This is a genomic window from Leptospiraceae bacterium (genome assembly GCA_025059995.1).
GTDB lineage: Bacteria > Spirochaetota > Leptospiria > Leptospirales > Leptonemataceae > SKYB61.
Map to the genome: position 1 here is coordinate 242,987 of JANXCF010000003.1, position 20,113 is coordinate 263,099.

Annotated in this window: 18 protein-coding genes; 5 read left to right on the forward strand and 13 right to left on the reverse strand. The window is 32.8% G+C overall.

Features of this window, described 5'->3' with window-relative positions; all coding sequences use genetic code 11:
- Positions 1-130: 130 nt before the first annotated feature.
- Positions 131-850 (reverse strand): CPBP family intramembrane metalloprotease, encoded by a 720-nt coding sequence (locus NZ853_05730; protein ID MCS7205177.1) that lies wholly within the window; start codon positions 848-850, stop codon positions 131-133.
- Positions 851-853: 3 nt separating this feature from the next.
- On the reverse strand, positions 854-2,158 hold the full coding sequence (gene tilS / locus NZ853_05735) for a tRNA lysidine(34) synthetase TilS (GenBank protein MCS7205178.1): 1,305 nt from the start codon (positions 2,156-2,158) through the stop codon (positions 854-856).
- A gap of 47 nt (positions 2,159-2,205) precedes the next feature.
- Here tilS and NZ853_05740 point away from each other — a divergent pair, with 47 nt between their 5' ends.
- From NZ853_05740 to NZ853_05750, 3 genes are all read left to right on the forward strand, one after another.
- Positions 2,206-2,433, forward strand: a complete 228-nt coding sequence (locus tag NZ853_05740) for a hypothetical protein (GenBank protein MCS7205179.1) — start codon at positions 2,206-2,208, stop codon at positions 2,431-2,433.
- Entirely contained in the window at positions 2,430-3,659 is a 1,230-nt protein-coding gene (manA, locus tag NZ853_05745) for a mannose-6-phosphate isomerase, class I (GenBank protein ID MCS7205180.1), read from the forward strand. The genes NZ853_05740 and manA overlap by 4 nt, the downstream gene beginning before the upstream one ends.
- 98 nt (positions 3,660-3,757) lie before the next feature.
- Complete coding sequence (locus NZ853_05750) at positions 3,758-4,870, forward strand: DegT/DnrJ/EryC1/StrS family aminotransferase (GenBank protein MCS7205181.1); 1,113 nt, start codon at positions 3,758-3,760, stop codon at positions 4,868-4,870.
- Here the strand turns inward: NZ853_05750 and NZ853_05755 are convergent.
- The 7 genes from NZ853_05755 to NZ853_05785 form a co-directional block, all read right to left on the reverse strand.
- Positions 4,867-5,829: a Gfo/Idh/MocA family oxidoreductase gene (locus NZ853_05755; GenBank protein ID MCS7205182.1), complete on the reverse strand. Its 963-nt coding sequence runs from the start codon at positions 5,827-5,829 to the stop codon at positions 4,867-4,869. The two genes, NZ853_05750 and NZ853_05755, sit on opposite strands and share 4 nt — an antisense overlap.
- A 40-nt stretch (positions 5,830-5,869) precedes the next feature.
- Positions 5,870-6,991, reverse strand: a complete 1,122-nt coding sequence (dnaJ, locus tag NZ853_05760; GenBank protein MCS7205183.1) for a molecular chaperone DnaJ — start codon at positions 6,989-6,991, stop codon at positions 5,870-5,872.
- Between the two features lie 47 nt (positions 6,992-7,038).
- Positions 7,039-8,946 (reverse strand): molecular chaperone DnaK, encoded by a 1,908-nt coding sequence (gene dnaK / locus NZ853_05765; protein MCS7205184.1) that lies wholly within the window; start codon positions 8,944-8,946, stop codon positions 7,039-7,041.
- A gap of 18 nt (positions 8,947-8,964) precedes the next feature.
- Entirely contained in the window at positions 8,965-9,684 is a 720-nt protein-coding gene (gene grpE / locus NZ853_05770) for a nucleotide exchange factor GrpE (protein ID MCS7205185.1), read from the reverse strand.
- Positions 9,685-9,694: 10 nt separating this feature from the next.
- Positions 9,695-10,795 carry a heat-inducible transcriptional repressor HrcA gene (hrcA, locus tag NZ853_05775; protein MCS7205186.1) on the reverse strand — a complete coding sequence of 367 codons (1,101 nt, stop codon included), beginning with the start codon at positions 10,793-10,795 and terminating at the stop codon, positions 9,695-9,697.
- 226 nt (positions 10,796-11,021) lie between these two features.
- Positions 11,022-11,441: a hypothetical protein gene (locus tag NZ853_05780; GenBank protein MCS7205187.1), complete on the reverse strand. Its 420-nt coding sequence runs from the start codon at positions 11,439-11,441 to the stop codon at positions 11,022-11,024.
- Positions 11,442-11,491: 50 nt separating this feature from the next.
- Positions 11,492-12,649 (reverse strand): hypothetical protein, encoded by a 1,158-nt coding sequence (locus NZ853_05785; protein ID MCS7205188.1) that lies wholly within the window; start codon positions 12,647-12,649, stop codon positions 11,492-11,494.
- Between the two features lie 86 nt (positions 12,650-12,735).
- Between NZ853_05785 and NZ853_05790 the strand changes: the two genes are divergently transcribed.
- Positions 12,736-13,740, forward strand: a complete 1,005-nt coding sequence (locus tag NZ853_05790) for a metalloenzyme (protein ID MCS7205189.1) — start codon at positions 12,736-12,738, stop codon at positions 13,738-13,740.
- Here NZ853_05790 and NZ853_05795 read toward each other — a convergent pair.
- Entirely contained in the window at positions 13,734-15,128 is a 1,395-nt protein-coding gene (locus NZ853_05795; protein MCS7205190.1) for a hypothetical protein, read from the reverse strand. The two genes, NZ853_05790 and NZ853_05795, sit on opposite strands and share 7 nt — an antisense overlap.
- A gap of 9 nt (positions 15,129-15,137) precedes the next feature.
- The gene (locus NZ853_05800) at positions 15,138-17,240 is read right to left on the reverse strand and encodes a hypothetical protein (GenBank protein ID MCS7205191.1); all 2,103 of its coding nucleotides are present in this window, start codon (positions 17,238-17,240) and stop codon (positions 15,138-15,140) included.
- A 61-nt stretch (positions 17,241-17,301) separates the two neighbouring features.
- Between NZ853_05800 and NZ853_05805 the strand changes: the two genes are divergently transcribed.
- Positions 17,302-17,934 carry a class I SAM-dependent methyltransferase gene (locus NZ853_05805; GenBank protein ID MCS7205192.1) on the forward strand — a complete coding sequence of 211 codons (633 nt, stop codon included), beginning with the start codon at positions 17,302-17,304 and terminating at the stop codon, positions 17,932-17,934.
- Here the strand turns inward: NZ853_05805 and mtaB are convergent.
- Positions 17,929-19,308, reverse strand: a complete 1,380-nt coding sequence (mtaB, locus tag NZ853_05810) for a tRNA (N(6)-L-threonylcarbamoyladenosine(37)-C(2))-methylthiotransferase MtaB (protein ID MCS7205193.1) — start codon at positions 19,306-19,308, stop codon at positions 17,929-17,931. The genes NZ853_05805 and mtaB overlap by 6 nt on opposite strands.
- Complete coding sequence (locus NZ853_05815) at positions 19,298-20,080, reverse strand: tetratricopeptide repeat protein (protein MCS7205194.1); 783 nt, start codon at positions 20,078-20,080, stop codon at positions 19,298-19,300. The genes mtaB and NZ853_05815 overlap by 11 nt, the downstream gene beginning before the upstream one ends.
- Positions 20,081-20,113: the final 33 nt, after the last annotated feature.

Sequence of the window (20,113 nt, forward strand, 5' to 3'; positions counted from 1 at the left end):
AATGATATCTTAATTCAAAGATAAATTTTGGCAAGTAAAAAACCGAAATCTTATAAAAATCCCAATTTCTCAATCAAATGCAAGAAAGCGAAAAAAATCCAGAACTTTTTACTAAAACGTTGTTTTTGACTCAAACTCGTAAATGATAAAAAAATCTTCCCAATCCCAAATAAAAGAGCCAAAGTCCATATAGACTATGTTCCAGCACCACTAGCCAAAATGATCTTGTTAACAGAAAAGTTTTCATAAACAAAAAATTTCCCAAAAAAGTAAACAGCAGAGCTACGAAGTTTTCGTAAATGATGTGAATGAACATAAATAGCAAACTATTTACCCAAATGAGTTCTTTTTGAGACGAAAAAAGAGGGGAATATCGATGAAGAAAATAAATTCTAAAAATGAATTCTTGTGGTATCACCGACAAAATGGGATAAAAAATTGAAACCAAGAGTATAATCAAAGAATACTGAGAAAAATCTTTCCAAAAATAAAAGAACCTCTCAGGAAATACGAAATAAACAAAAATAGAAGTCGAAACCACAATCAACAAAAAACGAAAAAAGATGATTTTTAAATAATAGGCATTTTCTATTAAATTTTTTTTCGAAAAATAATCCCTGATTTGGTAAGAGTTTCTATTAATAACATAAAAGAAAACCAAAACAAGAAAAAACAAAAACAACAAAGGTAGCAGTTTTAACAACAAGGGGTAGTCACTGAGAACTCCATGCAAAAAAGAACGAACATTAGGTATTGTGTAAAGAAATGGCAGAAACAAAAAAACCACAAACATTTCTATTACGATAGGATTTCGCAAGAACTTTCCGTGATGAATAAAAGCACTAAGCATAGTTTACAAAAAAATCTCAAAATCCCAAAAGCCATCTAAGAAAGAAAGAAAAATTTTGATGGAGTAATTTGAAGAATTCTTCTTTATGCCATAGGGAATGAAAACCCTAACACATAATGGGATTTCTTTTTCTCGAAGGGTTTGTGATACAATGTCTTTGATTCTTTTTTGTTTTTCGTTTTTTATGTATTCTATCCTTTCGTATGATTGTGGGTAGATTCGCTCTTCTTCATGCCATTGAACTTTCCAATGATTTGGTTCTTTTTGGATGATGGGGGGCTTTAGATACAAAGATGTTTTTCGAAAAAACCAAAGTTTTCTTTTTACACTTTGAATGAGGCATTCTTTCGTTTCGATCTGAATTCTTTTTTGATAAGATTGCAAAATGAATTCTGAAATCACACGATGAGAAAAAGGCGAAATTCCCAAGTTTTTTGTAATTTGATCTAAAAGAATCTTTACCTCCCGGTTCGAAAGTTGAAAGAATAAAACTCTATCCAAAAAAAGAAAATCCCTAAGGGAAATTTGTTCTTGAAAAAACATCAGATTTAAATGGGTAATTTGCCACAAACGACTAGATGAAAACTGCAATTTCTTAAGCGAAGAAATCACTTTGTGGCGAAGAAAATTTCGTTTGAAGGAAACATCAAAATTTGAAACATCAATCTTGTATGGGAGTTTCTGATTTTCCAAAAACTCTAGGATTTCTTTTTTATCGAAGAGAAGTAGCGGACTCAAAATTTTTAATGTAAAAACTTTTTTTGCAATCCTGACAGGAAGGACTCTTTGATGATGAAAATAAACATGATTTAACGAAGAACCCCGTAATAAACGTAAAAACAGGGTTTCAACGTAATCATCCGCATTATGGCCGGTCACAATCAAACAAGATGAAGCTAATTTATTTTGGAGTCGAACAAGGCTTTTATATCGAAGGATGCGTGCCGCTTTTTCTAAGTTCGTTTTTGTCTTTTGGGCGAATTCTCTGACGTTTCTTGATTCTATGTATATTGGCAAATCCCACTCTCGAGATAAATTCCAAACGAAGTCTTCTTCTTCATCTGCTTCCTTTCGAAGTTGATGATTGAAATGAAACAAAACTGGTTGTGTTATCCAATTTTTTTGATAAAAATGCCAATAAAAAAAAGCTGCTAAAACTGAGTCGGGACCTCCAGAAATAGAAATAATGTAGGTCATATTTTTTGATGGAAGAAAAAGATTTTTTAAAACCTCATCTTCGATTTCATCACCTTGAAAAGAATTCCAAACGTCTCTGCTATTGTAAAAAGAAAATTCTCTTTTGTTCATAAAGAAAGTTTGTTTGCAATCTGAGTTTTTTTCATTTTTTTGCCAATGTGAAATTCTGGAACTTCATTAAAAGCATTTTTCGTTATCTTATAAACGATATGTTGAGTATCATCGTTGAACCCAAAGACAACTTGAGGTTCTGGAAGATTTTTATTTATGTTTCTTTCTTTTTGTTTGTGGGATTTTTTGTATTCAAAGCCATCGAGTCGGTTTTTTTACGTTCTCATGAACCACCCAAAGAATTAAAAGAACCCGACACTCTAAGAAATTTATGAGCCAGAATACATTTTATGAGCTCATTCCTTCTGTTCAGTATTATGATTGGGGTAGCACGGATGATCAGAGTTCCATTCGAACTTTTCTGAAAAAGAAACACTCACACTTTCTAACTGAAAAACCCATTGCAGAAGTCTGGAAAGGTGCACATCCTAAAAATCCCTCTCATTTAAAAGACATTCATGATTCATCAAGAACTTACAATTTTTATCAGTTGATACAAGAAAATCCTTCCCATGTTCTCGGAGAGGATTTGTCTTTTAAAAAAGAGTTCCCTTTTTTGCTGAAAATCTTAGAAGCAGAAAAACCTCTTTCTATCCAATCCCATCCTGACAAAAAAACTGCCATCATTTTACACAAAAAGGACCCAGCAAACTATCCTGACTCCAATCACAAACCTGAGATTGCCATCAGCTTAGGGGATTTTGAAGCTCTTTGTGGTTTTCGTCCTCATGAAGAATTATTAAACTTTTTTTATCAATATCCAACAAAGGAGCTATGGGATCAAAAATCAGAATTTTCCTTAAAAAGAATTTATGCAAACTTGATGAATGCTGACAAACAAAAATTAGTAGCATTAACAGAAGAATTTCTGAGTTTTCTTTCGGAAGCTTCACCTGATCCCATCCGTGATCAATGGTTTATTAAACTTTATCAAACATTTGGAAAAGATGATCCAGGGATTTATTCAATTTATCTACTGAATTATTATCACTTAAAAGAAAACGAAGCATTGTTTTTACCGCCCAATACTCCTCATGCCTATTTAAGAGGTTCGATTGTTGAATGTATGACGAACTCCGACAACGTCATACGAGCAGGACTTACAAGCAAATTCAAAGACATACCAACTCTGTTAGCAACCCTCGATTACGAAAAAAAACGCATAAGTCCTTTACGACCAAAAAAAACAAATAATATTTCTAAATTTTATCAAATTCCAATAGAAGAATTTTATCTGGAATTAATCCATTCATCAGACCAAGATTTTGATAAAACTCTTTTTTATCATTTGAAGTTTTTTCCCAGTATCATCACAATTCTACGAGGCAACGTCAAAGTTATTATGAATCAAAAAGAATGGAGTTTTCATGAAGGTCAGATTTTATTTTTTCCTGGTGATTTAAAACACCAAGAGATCATATTAATATTTAGTTCTGAGGCATGGGCGTTTTTAGCCACCACCCTTTTGAACCAAAAAACAAAAGAAAGTTTAGAACTTTGACTTTCTGATTCTTTCATTCTTATATTATTATGAGCAACCCATCGACTAACTTGAGAAATTCCGATTGTCGATAGAATCATACAGTAAATTTTATACTTATGAGTATACAGACGTATCTGACAAAAAGAGAATCCATTAAGCCGATTCTGTTCTACCGAGCTTACTTAGCTAAAGAAGAATTAGAAGCTGTTTTAGATTGCTTACTGGAGGATGAATTTACTACTGAAACCATCCGAGAAAAGTTCGAAAAATTATTCTGCGAAACGCTTAATTTTAAACATGCTTTGGCGGTGAATGCAAAAACAAGTGCTTATCACTTAGCTTTTTTGAGCCTAAAGATTAATGAGACAAATACCATCTGGATGAGTAATTTAGCTCCTGTATCCGCTTTAGATGCTGCAAAATATATAAATGCTAAAATCTGTTTGATAGAAATAGATAAAAACTCTTTTTTTCCTAATCCTGATCATCTAAAAGAAATCATCACAAAAGAAATGAAAGAAAATGATGTTTTCATCGCGGATTATACGTATGGTGCATATTATGAATTCCCTTTTGATCTGCTACAAGAAAAAAACATTCACGTAATTGAAGACATTACAGGAATGTTAGGTTTTCAGATTTCCATAAATGAGGATGAAGTAAATGGAAATATTGGCAAATTCAGTAAAATCCAAATCTGCGGACTTTATCCTGATGATATTATTACTACTGCAAAAGGAGCTATTATACTTACAAACGATAACAAAATCATAAAAGAACTAAACGAAATCACTTACTCAAAAAATCGAAATCTCAACAAAACTGCTTTTGATTATCTTTTAGAAGATTTTCAATCCGCAATAGGAATCCACCAGTTAAACAAGATTGGAAACCTCCTCACACGAAGAAAAAAAATAGGGCATAAATTTTTAGAAGGTCTGAGGAATACTCATCACGAAACATATTTCCAAAACCCAAAATACGATAACTATCATCGCTTCCCTGTGGTCTTCTCAAAGAGCCAAGAAGAAATGACAAGATACTTCAAATCTTTAAAGATCGAAGTTCAACCCATACCTACGCCATTACATAAATATTTAAACGAAACCTTCCAAAAATTTCCCAATTCCGAACGACTCCTGAAAAAAGGACTATGTATACCCATTTATCCTATGCTTACCTCTGGAAATGTAGAAAGAATTATCAATGCTATACGAAGTATTATTTAAAAATGTTTATAAATATCTTCAATTATTTGGTGGGCGTATTTCATGGTTAATATGTCTTTGTGATTGGGGACTAAAGGTTCTTCCTGACCCAAAATACAATGAATAAAATGAAGATGTTCTAATTTTAAGGGATTGTCTTTGTGGACAAAGATTTTTTCAACAAAGGATTCTTGTTTATATTTCAATTCTTCCCTAGTCATCAAATAAGCACTTGATGCCATGCGATAGATATCAATATCTTGTGTGGCAAAATTCAATACTACATAAGATTTCTCTTGAGTGATGGTCAAAGTTCTGATTTTATTTTGGGTGACTCGGCTTGCAACTAAATTGGCTATGGTTCCTGATTCAAATTGTATCGTAGCTGTAGCTAAATCCTCGTATTTTGTGATGGCTTTTATACCACGAGCATAAATAGATCTAATTTCTGAAGGAATCAAATTCAGAATAATGTCCAAATCATGAATCATTAAATCTAAAACTACACCAATGTCGTTGACTCTGGGATTAAAGGGTGATAATCGTTTTGTCTCTATAAAGTATGGATTTTCGATGATTTTTTTGATTTCCAAAATTGCACCATTGAACCGCTCCACATGACCAACTTGAAGTATTAAACCCTTTTTTTCTGCTAATTCAATTAATTCCTCGGCTTCTCGAACAGTCTCCGTGATTGGCTTTTCTACTAATATGTGTTTTTCGGACTCTAAGCATTTTTTTGCTAACTCAAAATGAAATTTTGTAGGAACTGCTATGATCAAAGCATCAGAATCACGTATCAAAGCATCAAGGTTATCATAAGGTTTAACGTAAAACTTTTCGGATATCTCTTTTAATCTTGCTTTGTCAACATCATAAACACCGACTACTTCAATTTTAGGAATAGAAATAGCCACGTTCACATGGTATTGCCCCATGTGACCAACACCAACAATACCTAGTTTGATTTTGTTATTCATTAAGTCTTTAATTTTTTATAGAAGAGTTCAGTAAAGTAAATTAAGGTTTGGAAAAGGTTTCTCTATGGATTCCCATCGACTCGAATTCTTTTTCCAATTCTTTGATGAGCTCTTTTGCCCGATACGAAAGTTTTTGGGGAACTTGGATTTCCACAATGACTAATTGATCACCTTTGTTATGGGTTCCCATAATTGGCATTCCTTTCCCACGAAGACGAAATATTTGATTGCTCTGTGTTCCAGGAGGGATCTTTAGTTTTGCTTTCTTTCCGTCAATCAAGGGAACATCTATTTCTCCTCCTAAAATCGCCAAAGTAATAGGAATAGAAGCCTTTATAACCAAGTCATCCCCTTGTCGTTCAAAGATAGGATGTTTTCTTATGTAAGTTACTACATATAAATCTCCTGGTGGTCCTCCATTTAAACCTGCCTCTCCTTCGCCTTTAATACGGATCTTACTTCCATTCTCAACACCGGGTGGAATTTTTATGTTGATTTTTTTCTTTTTTAAAACTACTCCCTCACCACTACATCTATGACAATGCTCTTTTATGATCTTACCTGTTCCTCTACACTCAGGACAAGGTCTGGTAATAGAAAAGAAACCTTGCATGGTTCGAACTCTACCAGTTCCTTGACAAAAAGAACAAATCTGAGGTCTTGTACCTTTTCTTGCGCCTGTTCCATTACAGTCATCGCAAGTTTCCTTTTTTGAAACTTCAATGGTTAATTCCTTACCTAAAGCTGCATCTTCTAAATCTATTTCTAAGTTATAACGCAAGTCTGTTCCTCTTCGAACATATTCCCCACCACTTTGACGAAAGCTATGCCCAAAAATCTCTTCAAAAAGATCAGTAAAATCACTAAATATATCAGAAAAATCTGTATAAGCTTTGTATCCAAAACCTTGTCCACCAAAACCAGCTCCATCTAATCCTGCTTTGCCATATTTATCATAAATGGCACGTTTTTCAGGATCGGAGAGGACCTCATAGGCTTCCGTGATTTCTTTAAATTTCTCTTCTGCACTTGGGTCATCACGATTTCTATCGGGATGATACTTCAAAGCAAGTTTTCTATAAGCTGACTTGATTTCATCTAATGTAGCATTTCTACTGACTCCTAAGATTTCATAGTAATCTTTATTGGTATTTGTTGGCATAGCTCACCTACCTTTAAATAAAAGCCCCTCAATACGAGGGGTTTGATTTAATTTTTATCTTCATCAACTACTGTATAATCGGCATCTACAACCTTCTCTCCTTTCTTCTTATCATCATTTTGTGCATCAGAAGCATTCTGATAGTTACGAGAAGAACCACCTTGAGCAAATTTACTTCCGAATTCATTAAATAATCTCGATAGATTATCTCTTTCTCGATAGATATCATCAATTCTATCTGAATCCATTACTGAACGTGCTTTTTGGATAGCATCATCAATGCGCTTTCTTTCATCAGGAGAAAGATTTGACTCTCGAGCTGATTTTTCTAATGAATAGATAATATTATCGAGTTCATTTCTTGCTTCTGCAAGTCTTCTTGCTTGTCTATCTTTTTCGGCGTATTGTTCTGCCTCTTTGATCATTCTTTGGATTTCTTCTTCGGTTAAACCACTCGTGGTTTCTACACGGATTTTTTGTTCTTTTCCGGTGGCTAGATCTTTCGCAGATACATGAACAATTCCGTTTGCATCTATATCAAATGTTACTTCAATTTGAGGCACTCCTCTTGGTGCTGGTGGGATGCCCACTAACTCAAAACGTGCCAAAGTTCTGTTGTCTCGTGCCATTTCTCTTTCACCTTGTAGCACATGTATGGTCACAGCAGTTTGGTTATCTGCAGCAGTTGTAAAGATTTGAGACTTTCTTGTGGGTATAGTCGTATTTCTTGGAATGAGTTTGGTAAATACACCTCCTAAAGTTTCAATTCCCAAAGATAGCGGTGTTACATCAAGAAGAAGAACATCGGTGACTTCTCCTGCCAAAACGCCTCCTTGGATAGCAGCACCCACGGCAACGACCTCATCAGGGTTAACAGATTTATTGGGTTCTTTTCCAAAGATTTCTCTTACCAAAGCTTGAACAGCGGGGATTCTCGTTGAACCTCCAACTAAGATAACTTCATCAATATCACTGGGTTTTAAGCCTGCATCTCGTAGAGCTTGCTCACACGGTCCTCTCGTTTTTTCAATCAAATGTTTGACTAACTGTTCGAATTTTGCCCTTGTGAGGGTATAATTCATGTGTTTTGGTCCGCTTTGGTCTGCTGTAATAAATGGGATATTGATCTGTGTTTGATGAGTTCCTGATAGTTCAATTTTGGCTTTTTCTGCTGCTTCTTTTAGTCGTTGTAAAGCCATTTTGTCATTAGATAGATCAATCCCTGTTTCTCTGCGGAATTCATCAATCAACCATTGCATGATGGCTTGATCAAAATCATCTCCTCCTAAGTGGGTATCTCCAGCTGTCGATTTTACTTCAAAAACACCATCACCTAATTCCAAAATAGAAATATCAAAAGTTCCACCACCCAAGTCATATACTGCTACTTTGAGGTTTTTGTGTTTTTTATCCAATCCATAAGCTAACGCAGCGGCAGTTGGTTCGTTTATAATTCTCACCACATCAAGACCAGCTATTCTACCTGCATCTTTTGTTGCTTGTCTTTGTTCATCATTGAAATAAGCAGGAACTGTGATTACGGCTTTTTTTACAGGATGTCCTAAGTAGTCTTCAGCTGTTTGCTTCATTTTTTGAAGAATGAAGGCTGAGATTTCCTGAGGTGTAAAAGAACCATAATCCGTTTCTACTTTCACACCATCAATACCAGAACGAATCACTTTATAAGATACATATTTTAATTCATCCTGCACTTCTGAAAATCGTTTCCCCATGAAACGTTTGATGGAACGAATTGTATTTCTTGGATTTGTAATTGCTTGGTTTTTTGCTAATTGACCTACCAATCTCGTATCTTTATCAACAAATGCAACGATGGAAGGGGTTGTTCTGGAACCTTCGGCGTTTTGTATTACCACAGGTTCACCACCTTCCATGATTGCCACTACGGAGTTAGTTGTTCCTAAATCAATACCTATGATTTTTTCTTTTGCCATATGCTTCTCCTTTTAGTTTTAATTGGGATTTGGATTTGTCTTTTCTGAATCAAAATGATTATGACGATCTGAAATAATTGCTTGTTTGGGTTTACCGACTTTTACAGAAGCTACCCTAAGAACATTTATCTTCTGATTAGGTTCTTCTTTGATATATGCTTTTTTATAAACTTCCAATACTACTTCTTCTTGTAAATCTTCTCGAATTTCCACATCAATCGCTTCCATTAAAGAGGGATTGAATTTGTCTCCTTTTTCCACAGATGGTTTGATAAAGTATTGTCCTAAAATTTTTAGAAATTCTTCGCGTATTAATTCTACTCCCAAGACAAAATTCAAAACTTCTGGATGATTTTGTCTTGAAGATAAAACCATGTCTAAATTATCCAGCACTCCAAACAATTTCTTTGCAAATTCTTCAATACCAATGCTTTTAGAATTTTGGATTTCTTGTTGAACCCTTTTTTTATAATTCAAAAATTCAGCTCTTTCTCGTGCCCATTGGTCTTTAAATAAATCTACTTGTTCAAGGGCCTTTTGAAGTTCTTCTTTAAGGAATTCATTTATTTTTTTTAGTTTATTATATTCTTCTTCTAAATTGATTCCTTTTTGTTCATCTTCTGTTTTAACTGAAGAATTATCATTCGCATCATTAGAATCTTCGCTTTTTACAGATGACTCTACCATTCCTTCTGCGATATCAATGTTTGTAAATTCCATTTTCTCTTTTTCTTCCATGTTCCACCTCCTAACGATTTATTTTGGTAATCATGCTTGAAATCATTAATCGAAAATACTCTAAGATTTGTATTACCGACTTATAGTTCATACGATTAGGTCCTACAACCCCCATTGCTCCTATTTTTCTATCACCCATACTATAACTTCCCGTGATAACACTAAGTCCGTTCAACTGAGGATTTCGATCACCTTCGATAGAAACCACGATATCATCCAACTCCGAAGATTGAACTAAAATATTGCGAAATACTTCTTTTAAGTTATAAAGCATAGATATATCTATGAGATGTTCACCACGACTCTCCAACTCTTCGATAAATCGATCAATCCCAGCAATGATAACGTCTTCCACTTCGTTAAGAGTTTTAAAGTGAGCAGATAAGGTTCTCATAATCAATGATGCATAACGATACATTTCTCCAATAGGAGATACATCACCACTATTTAGAAGTTGATGGATCTCTTTGATATCCATACCACTAAAATTTTCATTTAAGAAGCGAGATATTTGTTCCAAAATATTTCGTGGGACTCTTTCTTCTAAGTGGATTAAACGACTATAAACAGAACCAGATCTTGTGAGTAATATCATCAACACCTCTTCACCACCTACATCTATGATTTCAATATGACGAAGTATATTTTTCTCTAAAATAGGTGGTATAGCAATACCCATGTAATTCGTTAGAATACTAATCAATTTACAACTACTCTCTAAAATATCAGGAATTTCAAACTTTCTACTTAAAAACTCTCTTTGTATAATATTTTGTTTTTCTTTTGAAGGAGAATACGGCGGAAGATCAATAGGTAGGTTCTTTATATAATACCGATACCCTTTTGTTGTTGGCAACCTACCTGCACTCCTGTGGGGTGCGTAAATATATCCCTTCTCATTCAATTCTGATAAGATGTATCGAACTGTGGCAGAACTCCACTTTAATTTATGCCTTTCAACTAATTGTAAACTACTTATCGGAACTCCTAAATCAATATAATCCTCAATCAATAAAAGTAAAACTACCTTTTCACGATGATCTAAAATATCATTAAATTCATCTTCGCTCCATTGTTTGATGGTAATAGATTCATTTACTTTTTTTTCCATCCTTTCTTTCAACCCTTTATTATTATGTATTACTTAAAAATTAGCAATCAATTATTTTGATTGCTAATTTTGTTTCTAATAAAATATTTTTTTTAAAAAAGTCAAGAATTTTTAATCTTTTATCTAATTATAGTAAGCAAATTTAATACCAAAAGGAAGAAATTTTATCTCGTTATTAGGAAAGAAATTAAAAATAAATGTAATTTTTTGGCATTTAAAAAAGTGGTTAAGGACATAATTTTTGTAAGTTTTGCCAATTTTGAAAAGCTTCATTCGTCTTTTTAAAACTATAAGCCTTGCGAAATGCCTTTTTTGCTTCCAAACACTGACTCAGTTCAAAATAAATATGACCAAGCAAAAAATATCTTTCATATAAAAGGTCAAAAAACGCATCTTCTGGCTTCAAAAGTTCAATAGCTTTCTGTAATAAACTTGTAGATTTTAAGAGTTGAGTTCTACATTCTTTAAGAATATCTTTGTCTTTACAATATTGGTAAATAGTGTATGAATACTCATAAAGATTGGCTTCAGTAGAATGAAATCTTGGACAATTTTGGATCTTTTCATAATATAAAAAAGCTTCTTGATAATTTTTTTCTTGATAGTTCCTTTTTGCTTTTTGAAGAATATCAACAAATTCAAGCATACCTGGACACGATAAAAGTTCTTTTAACCAAAAGAAGGCAAAAGTAAAAATTAGAAATTTACGTATGTCCATTCTTTGGGCGAAATTATTTTATAATTAACCTTCAAAGAATGTCTGATTGTTTGTTTGATTTCGTTAAGAATTTGATGAAAGTGCTTATGATACACCTCATGATTTCTAAAGATTATGAATAACTTTTTAAAACGAACTCTCATCAAGGTGTAGTCCTTTTGGTTTTCGAACTTTTTTTGGAAAATTTTTATATCTTCGATTAAAGTTTTTAGATTGTCTGGATCTTGTTGGAACTCAATCTCTACTATAACAGCTTCATTGAACTTATTCGAAACAACTTTTATTTGATTCATAATCAGTAAAAATATTTTTCTTTTCATAAACTTTAATGAATAAAAAGTGAAAACATAACTATAAAAAGTTAACTTATCATACATCAAATCCAAAAAGACATTTAGTCTTTCAATTGAATTCGATTTGATAAAATTTTCTAAATTTTCTTGGGAACCAAAAAAACAAACTAAGACAAACTCAATACTTCCGTATACTTTTTTAAAAAGAATTAACCTTTGTATGGATTTTAAAATCTCCGACGAAAAACGCTTGGTAAAGAATGGGTTTAATAGTAATTCATTCGTTATTTTTACAAATTCCAACATATCATCTTGGATTTTTGTAATCTCATTCATGGGAAATAAATCATCATCAAAATTGATATACAAATTTTTTTTTGTCTCTTCATCGACATTGAACGCTAATAAAGGAAAATAGCCATAAGAAAACTCATTTGATGCAAGAATAACTAATCCATCAAGGTAATTGAAGTCTTTTTTTAGATATTCATGGAGCTTTTGATTTAAAGCAAAAAAATTTTTTTCCAAACTTAACAAAAGGAAGAATTCAAAATCTTCACTATACTTTTTTTTCAGAAAATCTAATATCTCTTTCCTAAAGAATTTATCAAAAAAATATTTTTTCTCATAAAAACTCACCTTATTGAGATAGGACTGAGGTTGATGGAACAGAACTTTATCTTTCAGCTCTAAGAACTCTTGTTCACCAAAAATTTTCTGGCGGATTTTGTTTATTTTTGTTTCTAAAGAAACCGTATCAAATTCAATCATGTATCTTTGCAGTTTATGTTCTAAAAAAGCCTTTTGAATTTCCTTCCAAAGCTTTGGACGATTCCAATCCATTCCTAATTTTTTTCTTGAACATATGCAAAAAAGCAATCAAATTTAATTGATTTTCATTCATAAGGTATTATCTTTATACTAATACCATGAGTTTAATCTATTTTTTCATCGATGGAATCGGGATTGGTGAAAACAACGCAGAAAAAAATCCCTTCTCACGATATGCAACTTCAATCCTACAAGTTTGCACAGGGAAATTATATATAGATAATGGACTTCACAAAAAGTTCAAGGTTTATCCTTTAGATGCTAATATGGGAATTGCAGGACTTCCCCAATCTGCTACAGGTCAGACCAGTCTATGGACCGGAGTTAATGCACCGAAAATCATCGGTTATCACATCACAGGATTTCCAGGTCCCAAACTAAAAACCATCATTTACGATCACTCAATCATAAAAAAGTTTAAAGAACATCAACTAAGAGCTACATTCTTAAATGCATATACTCCAAAGTTCCTCAAAAAATTAGAGAAACTCCCAAGAATTGCCAGTGCATCCACCCATACTCAAAAAGCCTCTGGTCAGAACTTGTTCACAATAAACGATATTCTCAACAAAAGAGCTCTTTATATGGACATCACTCATCATATCATGCATGAATACTATCCAGAACTCAAAGAAGTCGTTCCCATTATGGATCCCATACAACGAGGAAGAGACGCCGTAGAAATTTCTCATAATTATGATTTGGTAATTTTTGAGTATTTTCTATCCGACAAAGCTGGTCATAGTCAATCTTTCGAAGCAGCAAAGTTTATTATCGAAAAGTTAGAAAGATTCATCCAAGGGATTTTAGAAGCTCTTGATAAAGATGATACATTGATCATAGTTTCAGATCATGGGAATTTAGAAGACCTGTCCGTAAAAACCCATACCAACAACTTAGTGCCACTCATAGTTTCTGGAAGATTACAAAAAGAATTTCAAAATTTAAATTACCTGAACGATGTCCCACTTCGTATTTATGAAATCTTTGGTATTGAACCAGAAATCGATGAAGAATACTACATTCACTTATTTTCCCAAGATAAATCCAACGAAACCGAGTCAGTTAATATCGATTTGAATGAAGCTATGATTAACTACTGAAAATTACCTTGTTTTTCCAAAAGGATTTTTTCTGTTTCTTTCAGCCATTCTAACGCTTCTTGGGAATATTTCCCTCTTGGATCAAAATCATATGCTTTCTTAAAGTATTGATACGCCTTTTGAAACTCATCATCATCAAAATAGGAAATTCCTATTTTTATCATCGCCATTTGATCTAAAAGTTCATTCGGATTTGTGATGACACGTTCATAATAAATCCTTGCCAAGCTCTTTTCTTTTTGAGTTTCTTGTAATTCTCCAAGCCGAAAGTACACATTTTCTAAAATCTCATAAATCTTGCTTTTTTGTTTTTCTGATAGAGATTTTTTTTGTAAAAAGTTCATGATTTTTCTTTCTAGTTGAACCAATTGATTATAGGCTTCCAAATAACTTTTTTGATAGATATTTGCTACAGCGATTTTTAATTCACGCCTAAACATTTCAATTTGTTCAGAAAAAGATAAATTATTTTGTTCATTTTCTTCTTTGTGATTGTGAGCAATTTTGTCTTGAGAGGTTTTTTGTTTTTCTTCTTGTTTATCTTTTTTATCTTGTTTATCGTTTCTTTCTATTTTTTGAGTGGTTTCTTGTTTTTTGATGGTTTTTGTATCTTTTGATTTTTTCTCTTCTTTTTGTTTTTCTTTCACTTTGTCTAGTATTCCCGTTGGGGTCTCAAAGTTATAATTTTCGTATTCGATGGGTAGATACTTTTTGTTCTGCTTTAAGTTTTGGGATACCCTCTCAGCATAAAGGTGATCAGGATTGTATCTTAAAGCCAAAAAGTAATTTTTTTGAGCTCTTTGGTAATTCTTTTTTTTATAATAGTAATCACCAAAAGTAGAATGGATTCTTGATTTTAATTCTTTTGAGTTTGTCTTTGCTAAAAGATTTTGCAATATCGCTTTTCCTTCTTCTTCATTATCCCCTAAAAGTAGAATTCTTCCCAATAGGTAATCTATTTCTTCTTCCAGTGCAGGGTTTATGATTTTTCGTGATTTTAATTCTCTTAAGTGTTGAAGGGAACGGTTCTCATCATTTAAACGATATAAAGAATACGATAGTCCAAATTTCGCTAATTGCTTTAAATCTTCTTCCTGCGCGAAAGAGTAGATTTTATTATAAATATCCAAAGCCTTGCGTATTGACTCTACTGAATTTTGCTTCAAGTATTCATCTGCCATGATGAGCTCACTTCTTAATTTTTCTTTCGTGCGTGGATTAGGTTCTTCGTCTTTTATCTCTTTGGGTATGAGGTTCTTTGTGATATCCTGATAAACCAATCGATAATTTTTCTCCAAGCTCGAATAATCAATAGCAATAAGCACAAGCCCAGCAAGAATAAAAATCATGCTGGCTAAAAGAGAAATCCAAAGAGAATTAAAATTCACATCTAACTCCTATTCTAAAGTTCTTTTCAACCAAAAATTAGCTCGTTGAGCATCAAAACTTTGAACGTCAGGATCAACAAAAAACCTTCTTGCCTCATCCAATCGATTCTGTCGATATAATAATACCCCATAATAGAACTTCAATTGTCCTTTCTCTTGATCACTCAAATCTTGTATTGAGAGTAAACTTCGAATTTTTTGTTCAGCATCAGTATATCTTTTCTGTTTGTATATCCAATCTATGATTGTTTGTATTTCTTTTTTAATGTCGAAGGGATTTTTACTTTTTATTTTTTTGGGTTCTTCCTGTTTAGTTTCTAAAGAAGCCTGATTCGTTTTTGTTTGTTTTTCATTCTCAGATTCTAGACTTTGAGTTTGATTAATATTAGTCACGTTAATTTTTGATTCTTCTGTTATGAGGGCTTTTTGATCTCGAGGATTGATAATACGTTGTTCATCTGTTTTAATTTCCACTTCTTCCTGTTGGATTTCTATTGGTCTTTTTAAATAATAAAAAGCAGTGATATTATTTGTATCTGTGTTATATTCTAAAAAATTATAATAATACTTCCCAGCCGGCAGATTTTTGTCGACGTAAACTCCTGCTACCAATGGAAATTCTCCTATAAAAATGCTTTTATCTTTGAGTTCTTCGTATTTTGTAATTTGCATGGGACTACGATAAATCAAAACTTTGATTTTAGAAGAAAGTTCTGGATAGTAGTCCCATATCAGTCTTACTGAATTTTTATCTTCCAATTTGACACTGATACTTTTGATGTTAGTTCTTCGTGACTCTGTTTCTACCATCTCTTCTTTTCCTACTGGTTCTACTGGCTTCTCTGAGTCTTTTTTTAGTTCCGAAGACTCATATTTTGGAATGATGATTGAAAATGTTGTAAAAGTTCGATTGGGAAAAAAAACTCTTAATTCATTTTCATTTGATAAAACAGGAAAAACGGCATAAAAATATCGATCAGGTTTTAAATCTCGATCGATAAAACCAAGCCTACCAGATTGAGCATTCCCAATATAATTAGCATCTTCTAAAGACTTTGTACTTGATATAGGAAAATTACTTCGATAAACACGATAATATTTTACACCAGGTCCAGCATCCACCCAAAAGAGTTGAATAGAAGTTTTATCCACTTGATAAGCAATCAAAGAATCAGGCAAAAACTCTTTGTATTGATAATCAATTCTTTGTTTTTTAAAAGTATGATTAATATAGGACCTTTGAAACTTTAAGCTTGCATATTCTACGTTTGAATCAACATCCAACACACTCACACCATAAAAGAAAGGTTCTCCTTCAATAGGGTTTTCATCAATAAAAAAGGGTTTAATCGTTTCTCCAATAAAAATGGACCTTTTTAATCTTTCCAATGAATCTAAGGGTTCTTTTCCTTTATATACTCTATACTTGATATTTTGTATGGGGAGAGGTTTCCAATTTAGTATCACTACTTTATCTGTATTGATTGCCGATAACTCAGAAATCTCGTAGTCACTTGATGTCAATTTTGATTTATCTACACTTTCTATTGTTTGAGTTTGAGAAACTTCTTTCTTATTTTCTCTTTCTGTCCTATATACAACAAATGGATTAATGGTATAGTTCACATCTGGTTTCAAAATCAAAACCCCATCTCTACTCAATTCAAACGATGTCACAGCGGCATAGTAATAAACTCCTTCTGGAATATCATAATCAATAAAAGAAGTTGTATTAGGTGGTAAAGGTGGATTCGTTAAATTGTAAGAACTCAACAAAATATCCCTTGTAGAAATAGGCCTTGTATATCTAACAACGTAGATAGGAGTATCATTGTTCATAGAAATTTCCCACGTAATTCTTGCCGAAAAAGGATAAGACGGATCTGGCACAACTTTTAGATTGCGTATTTTTGGAAAATCAGGAAATTTTGACGTAGGTGTTTCTTCTGTTTTGGTGGTTGTATCTTTTTGAGTTGGTTGTGTGGGAGCTTCTTTCTCTAGAATGGCAATAGGCAAAGGATCAACCCCTGGAATATTTTTTGCTCGGGTGATTGCATGTTGAGAGCTTTGAAAGATTAAATATAAAAAAACGAACAAAAATGTTCTTTTCATATTTTCATTTACTCTTATTTCGGTTTACTATAAACGAAAATTCATTGTTTGTAAATAAAAAATGAGAGGTCTTCCCTATTACGAAAATCCAGAGTATCACGAATTTTTACTCTCCCACAAACGAAGAGAACTATTTCCAATTGATAAGATTTTTTCTCAAATCCCTTTAAAAGGAGTTCAGAATCTTTTAGATTTTGGTATGGGAAATGGCTATTTTTTGAACGCATTTTTTGAATATGGTGAATCCGATATATTTGTTTGGGGAGCGGAATGCCAAGAAGTATTGATTGATTTCACCCTCAAAAGAAAAGTAAAAGAAAACTTAAAAAACTTTATTCCATTCCATGTAGAAAAAACAGAACATCCTTTGCTACCAGAATGGATTCCCGAAATGGACATGATTTTCATTTCTTGTGTGTTATCAACTTTTGCAAACCCTACTTTAGGAATTTTAGGTACAGGTAGAATCTTAAAAAAAGACGGTTATTTTGTAATCCTTGATTGGGAAAAAGTAGAACTTCCAGTAGGACCCGATATCCATCAAAAAGTATCTTCTGAAAGAATGATGGTATTCATTCAAGAGGCAGGGTGCCAAATTGTAAAAAAACTTCAAATCAATCCTTATGTGTACGGCTTTCTTGCGAAAAAGGACCCAGATAAGTTTATTGATATCTCATACTTAAGACAGCTATAAGACTTCACCAATGAGCTCTATTTCTTCGGCTTCGGATGTTAATGTAAAATTTTTTAAACGAACATGGATAAACTGCCCTTTTTTGTAGCTTTGACTATCTTGAGGCAAATCAACTCGAATATTCAAATAATTATCAGTTAGGATTTTGACATGATTTTTATGATTTTCTTGGACGTCTTCTATGATTCCTTCAAAAACTTGATGGAGATTCTTTTTTACATATTCTAAAAATAATTCTTTTTTCAAATCTAAAAACAAGTGAACTTTTGCTTTCAATTCATTTCTACTAAACAAAGAAATCTTATGTTCACGGATAAAATTTTCTATTTCCGTTCCTTTTCGAAGGGAGAATGGGAAAGGATGAATATGAGCAAAATTAAGTTCTTTTAGGAGTTTCATTGTATTTTGCAAATCCTCTTGAGTTTCAGTTGGAAATCCCACAATAACGTCCGTTCCCAAAAAAATATTGGGGTTATATTTTAGAACTTTTTCTATTCTTTTTGTAAAGGTTATCGAATTATAACTTCGTTTCATCAATCGTAAAATTCGATCAGAACCGCTTTGCAAAGGAACATGCAAGAAATTACAGAACTTAGGATGCAAGGTGAGTTTCGCTAAGGTTTCATTTACATCCGAAGGCTCAATGCTTGAGATTCTCAATCTACTGTAATAAAGTCTATCTAAGATTTTTTCCAACAAATCAATAAATCGAATATTTTCATGACGATACCAGCCGATATTCACTCCCGTTAGAATGATTTCTGGTATCTTTAAGGATTGTAGATAATCAATGTGTCTTAGGATATCATCAATAGGACGAGATACACCACCCCCTCTTGCAAGGGGAATCTTACAATAAGAACACTTACGATCGCATCCATCTTGTATTTTTACGTAAGCACGAGTGTGCCCTATAGGAGCTACCAAACCATAATCAAATGGATTTTGTATTTTTCTTCTTTTTTTTGCTTGATGAAACTCAACCAGAGGACCAGTAGAATAAAGATTTTCTTTTTGTTGAACTTGTTCTAGTTCTTCAAAAATTTGAAAGATTTGACTCTTTTTTTCATTCCCAATGATGGCGAAGACTTCTGGGATTTTTTTTAGTTCTTCGATTTCTGTTTGTGCATAGCATCCTGTTACAATAATCTTTGATTTTGGATTGATACGATGCAAAGATCGGATAATGTTTCGGTTTTTCGAATCCGCTTGATGAGTAACAGTGCAAGTGTTTACTACGACAACATCAGCACCTTCCCACCAATTTTTGTAGGAATATCCCTGACTTATAAATTGCTGTAAAATACCATCGGACTCATAAATGTTCAAACGACATCCTAGGGTATAAACAGCTATGCTTTTTTCATTTTTCATCTCTTGTTAATCGTGCGAGATTGTCTTGTGCAATGGAATAATCATTTTGTATTTGTAAGGCTAATTCATAATATCTTTTCGCTTCTCGTAGAAACGAATTCTTTTCTTTTGAGTTCTTGGGCTGATTTTGAGCATAAACTTCTTGGATGTATCCTAAATTATTATAAATGGACCTTGCTAAATCTTTTTCAATTTTAGAATGTGACAAAATCGTTCGAAAGCGAAACTCCGCTAACTCAAAGTTTTTTTTTGCTAAATAAATAAGTGCATCCAAATACAAAGCCTCCAAAAAATTAGAGTCCTCAGCAATCAAAGCTTCTGTAATTTTCTTTGCTCTTTCGTAATTTTTCGAATAATAAAACGTCTTTGCATAATAGTAGCGTAAATGTTTTTCTTTTGTTTTATCCTGTTTTGCTAATGACATTGCTTTTTCTAAAGCTTGTAAGGCTTGGTTCCACTGACCCATTTGATTATAAACATCTGCGAACAAAATCATTACTTCCACTGAATTCGGATGATCAATAGAAGCATACTTCAAGTGAGCTAAAGCATTTTTATAATCTTTGAGTTCCAAATAGTTGGATGCTGCCAATAAACGAAATTCCAAAGAATTTCGATAAGAATCGAATACTTCTCGTATCTTGTACAAAGAAGCTTCATATTCCTTTTTCTGAAAGAGCTTTAATGCATCCTCGTAATTCGGAGGATAAGACGACAATAGGTTATTGATAAAGATCATAAAGAAAAAAAGAGATAAGTATAAACGAGTCATACTTACTAAATTTTTCTTAAAAACGTTTATAAC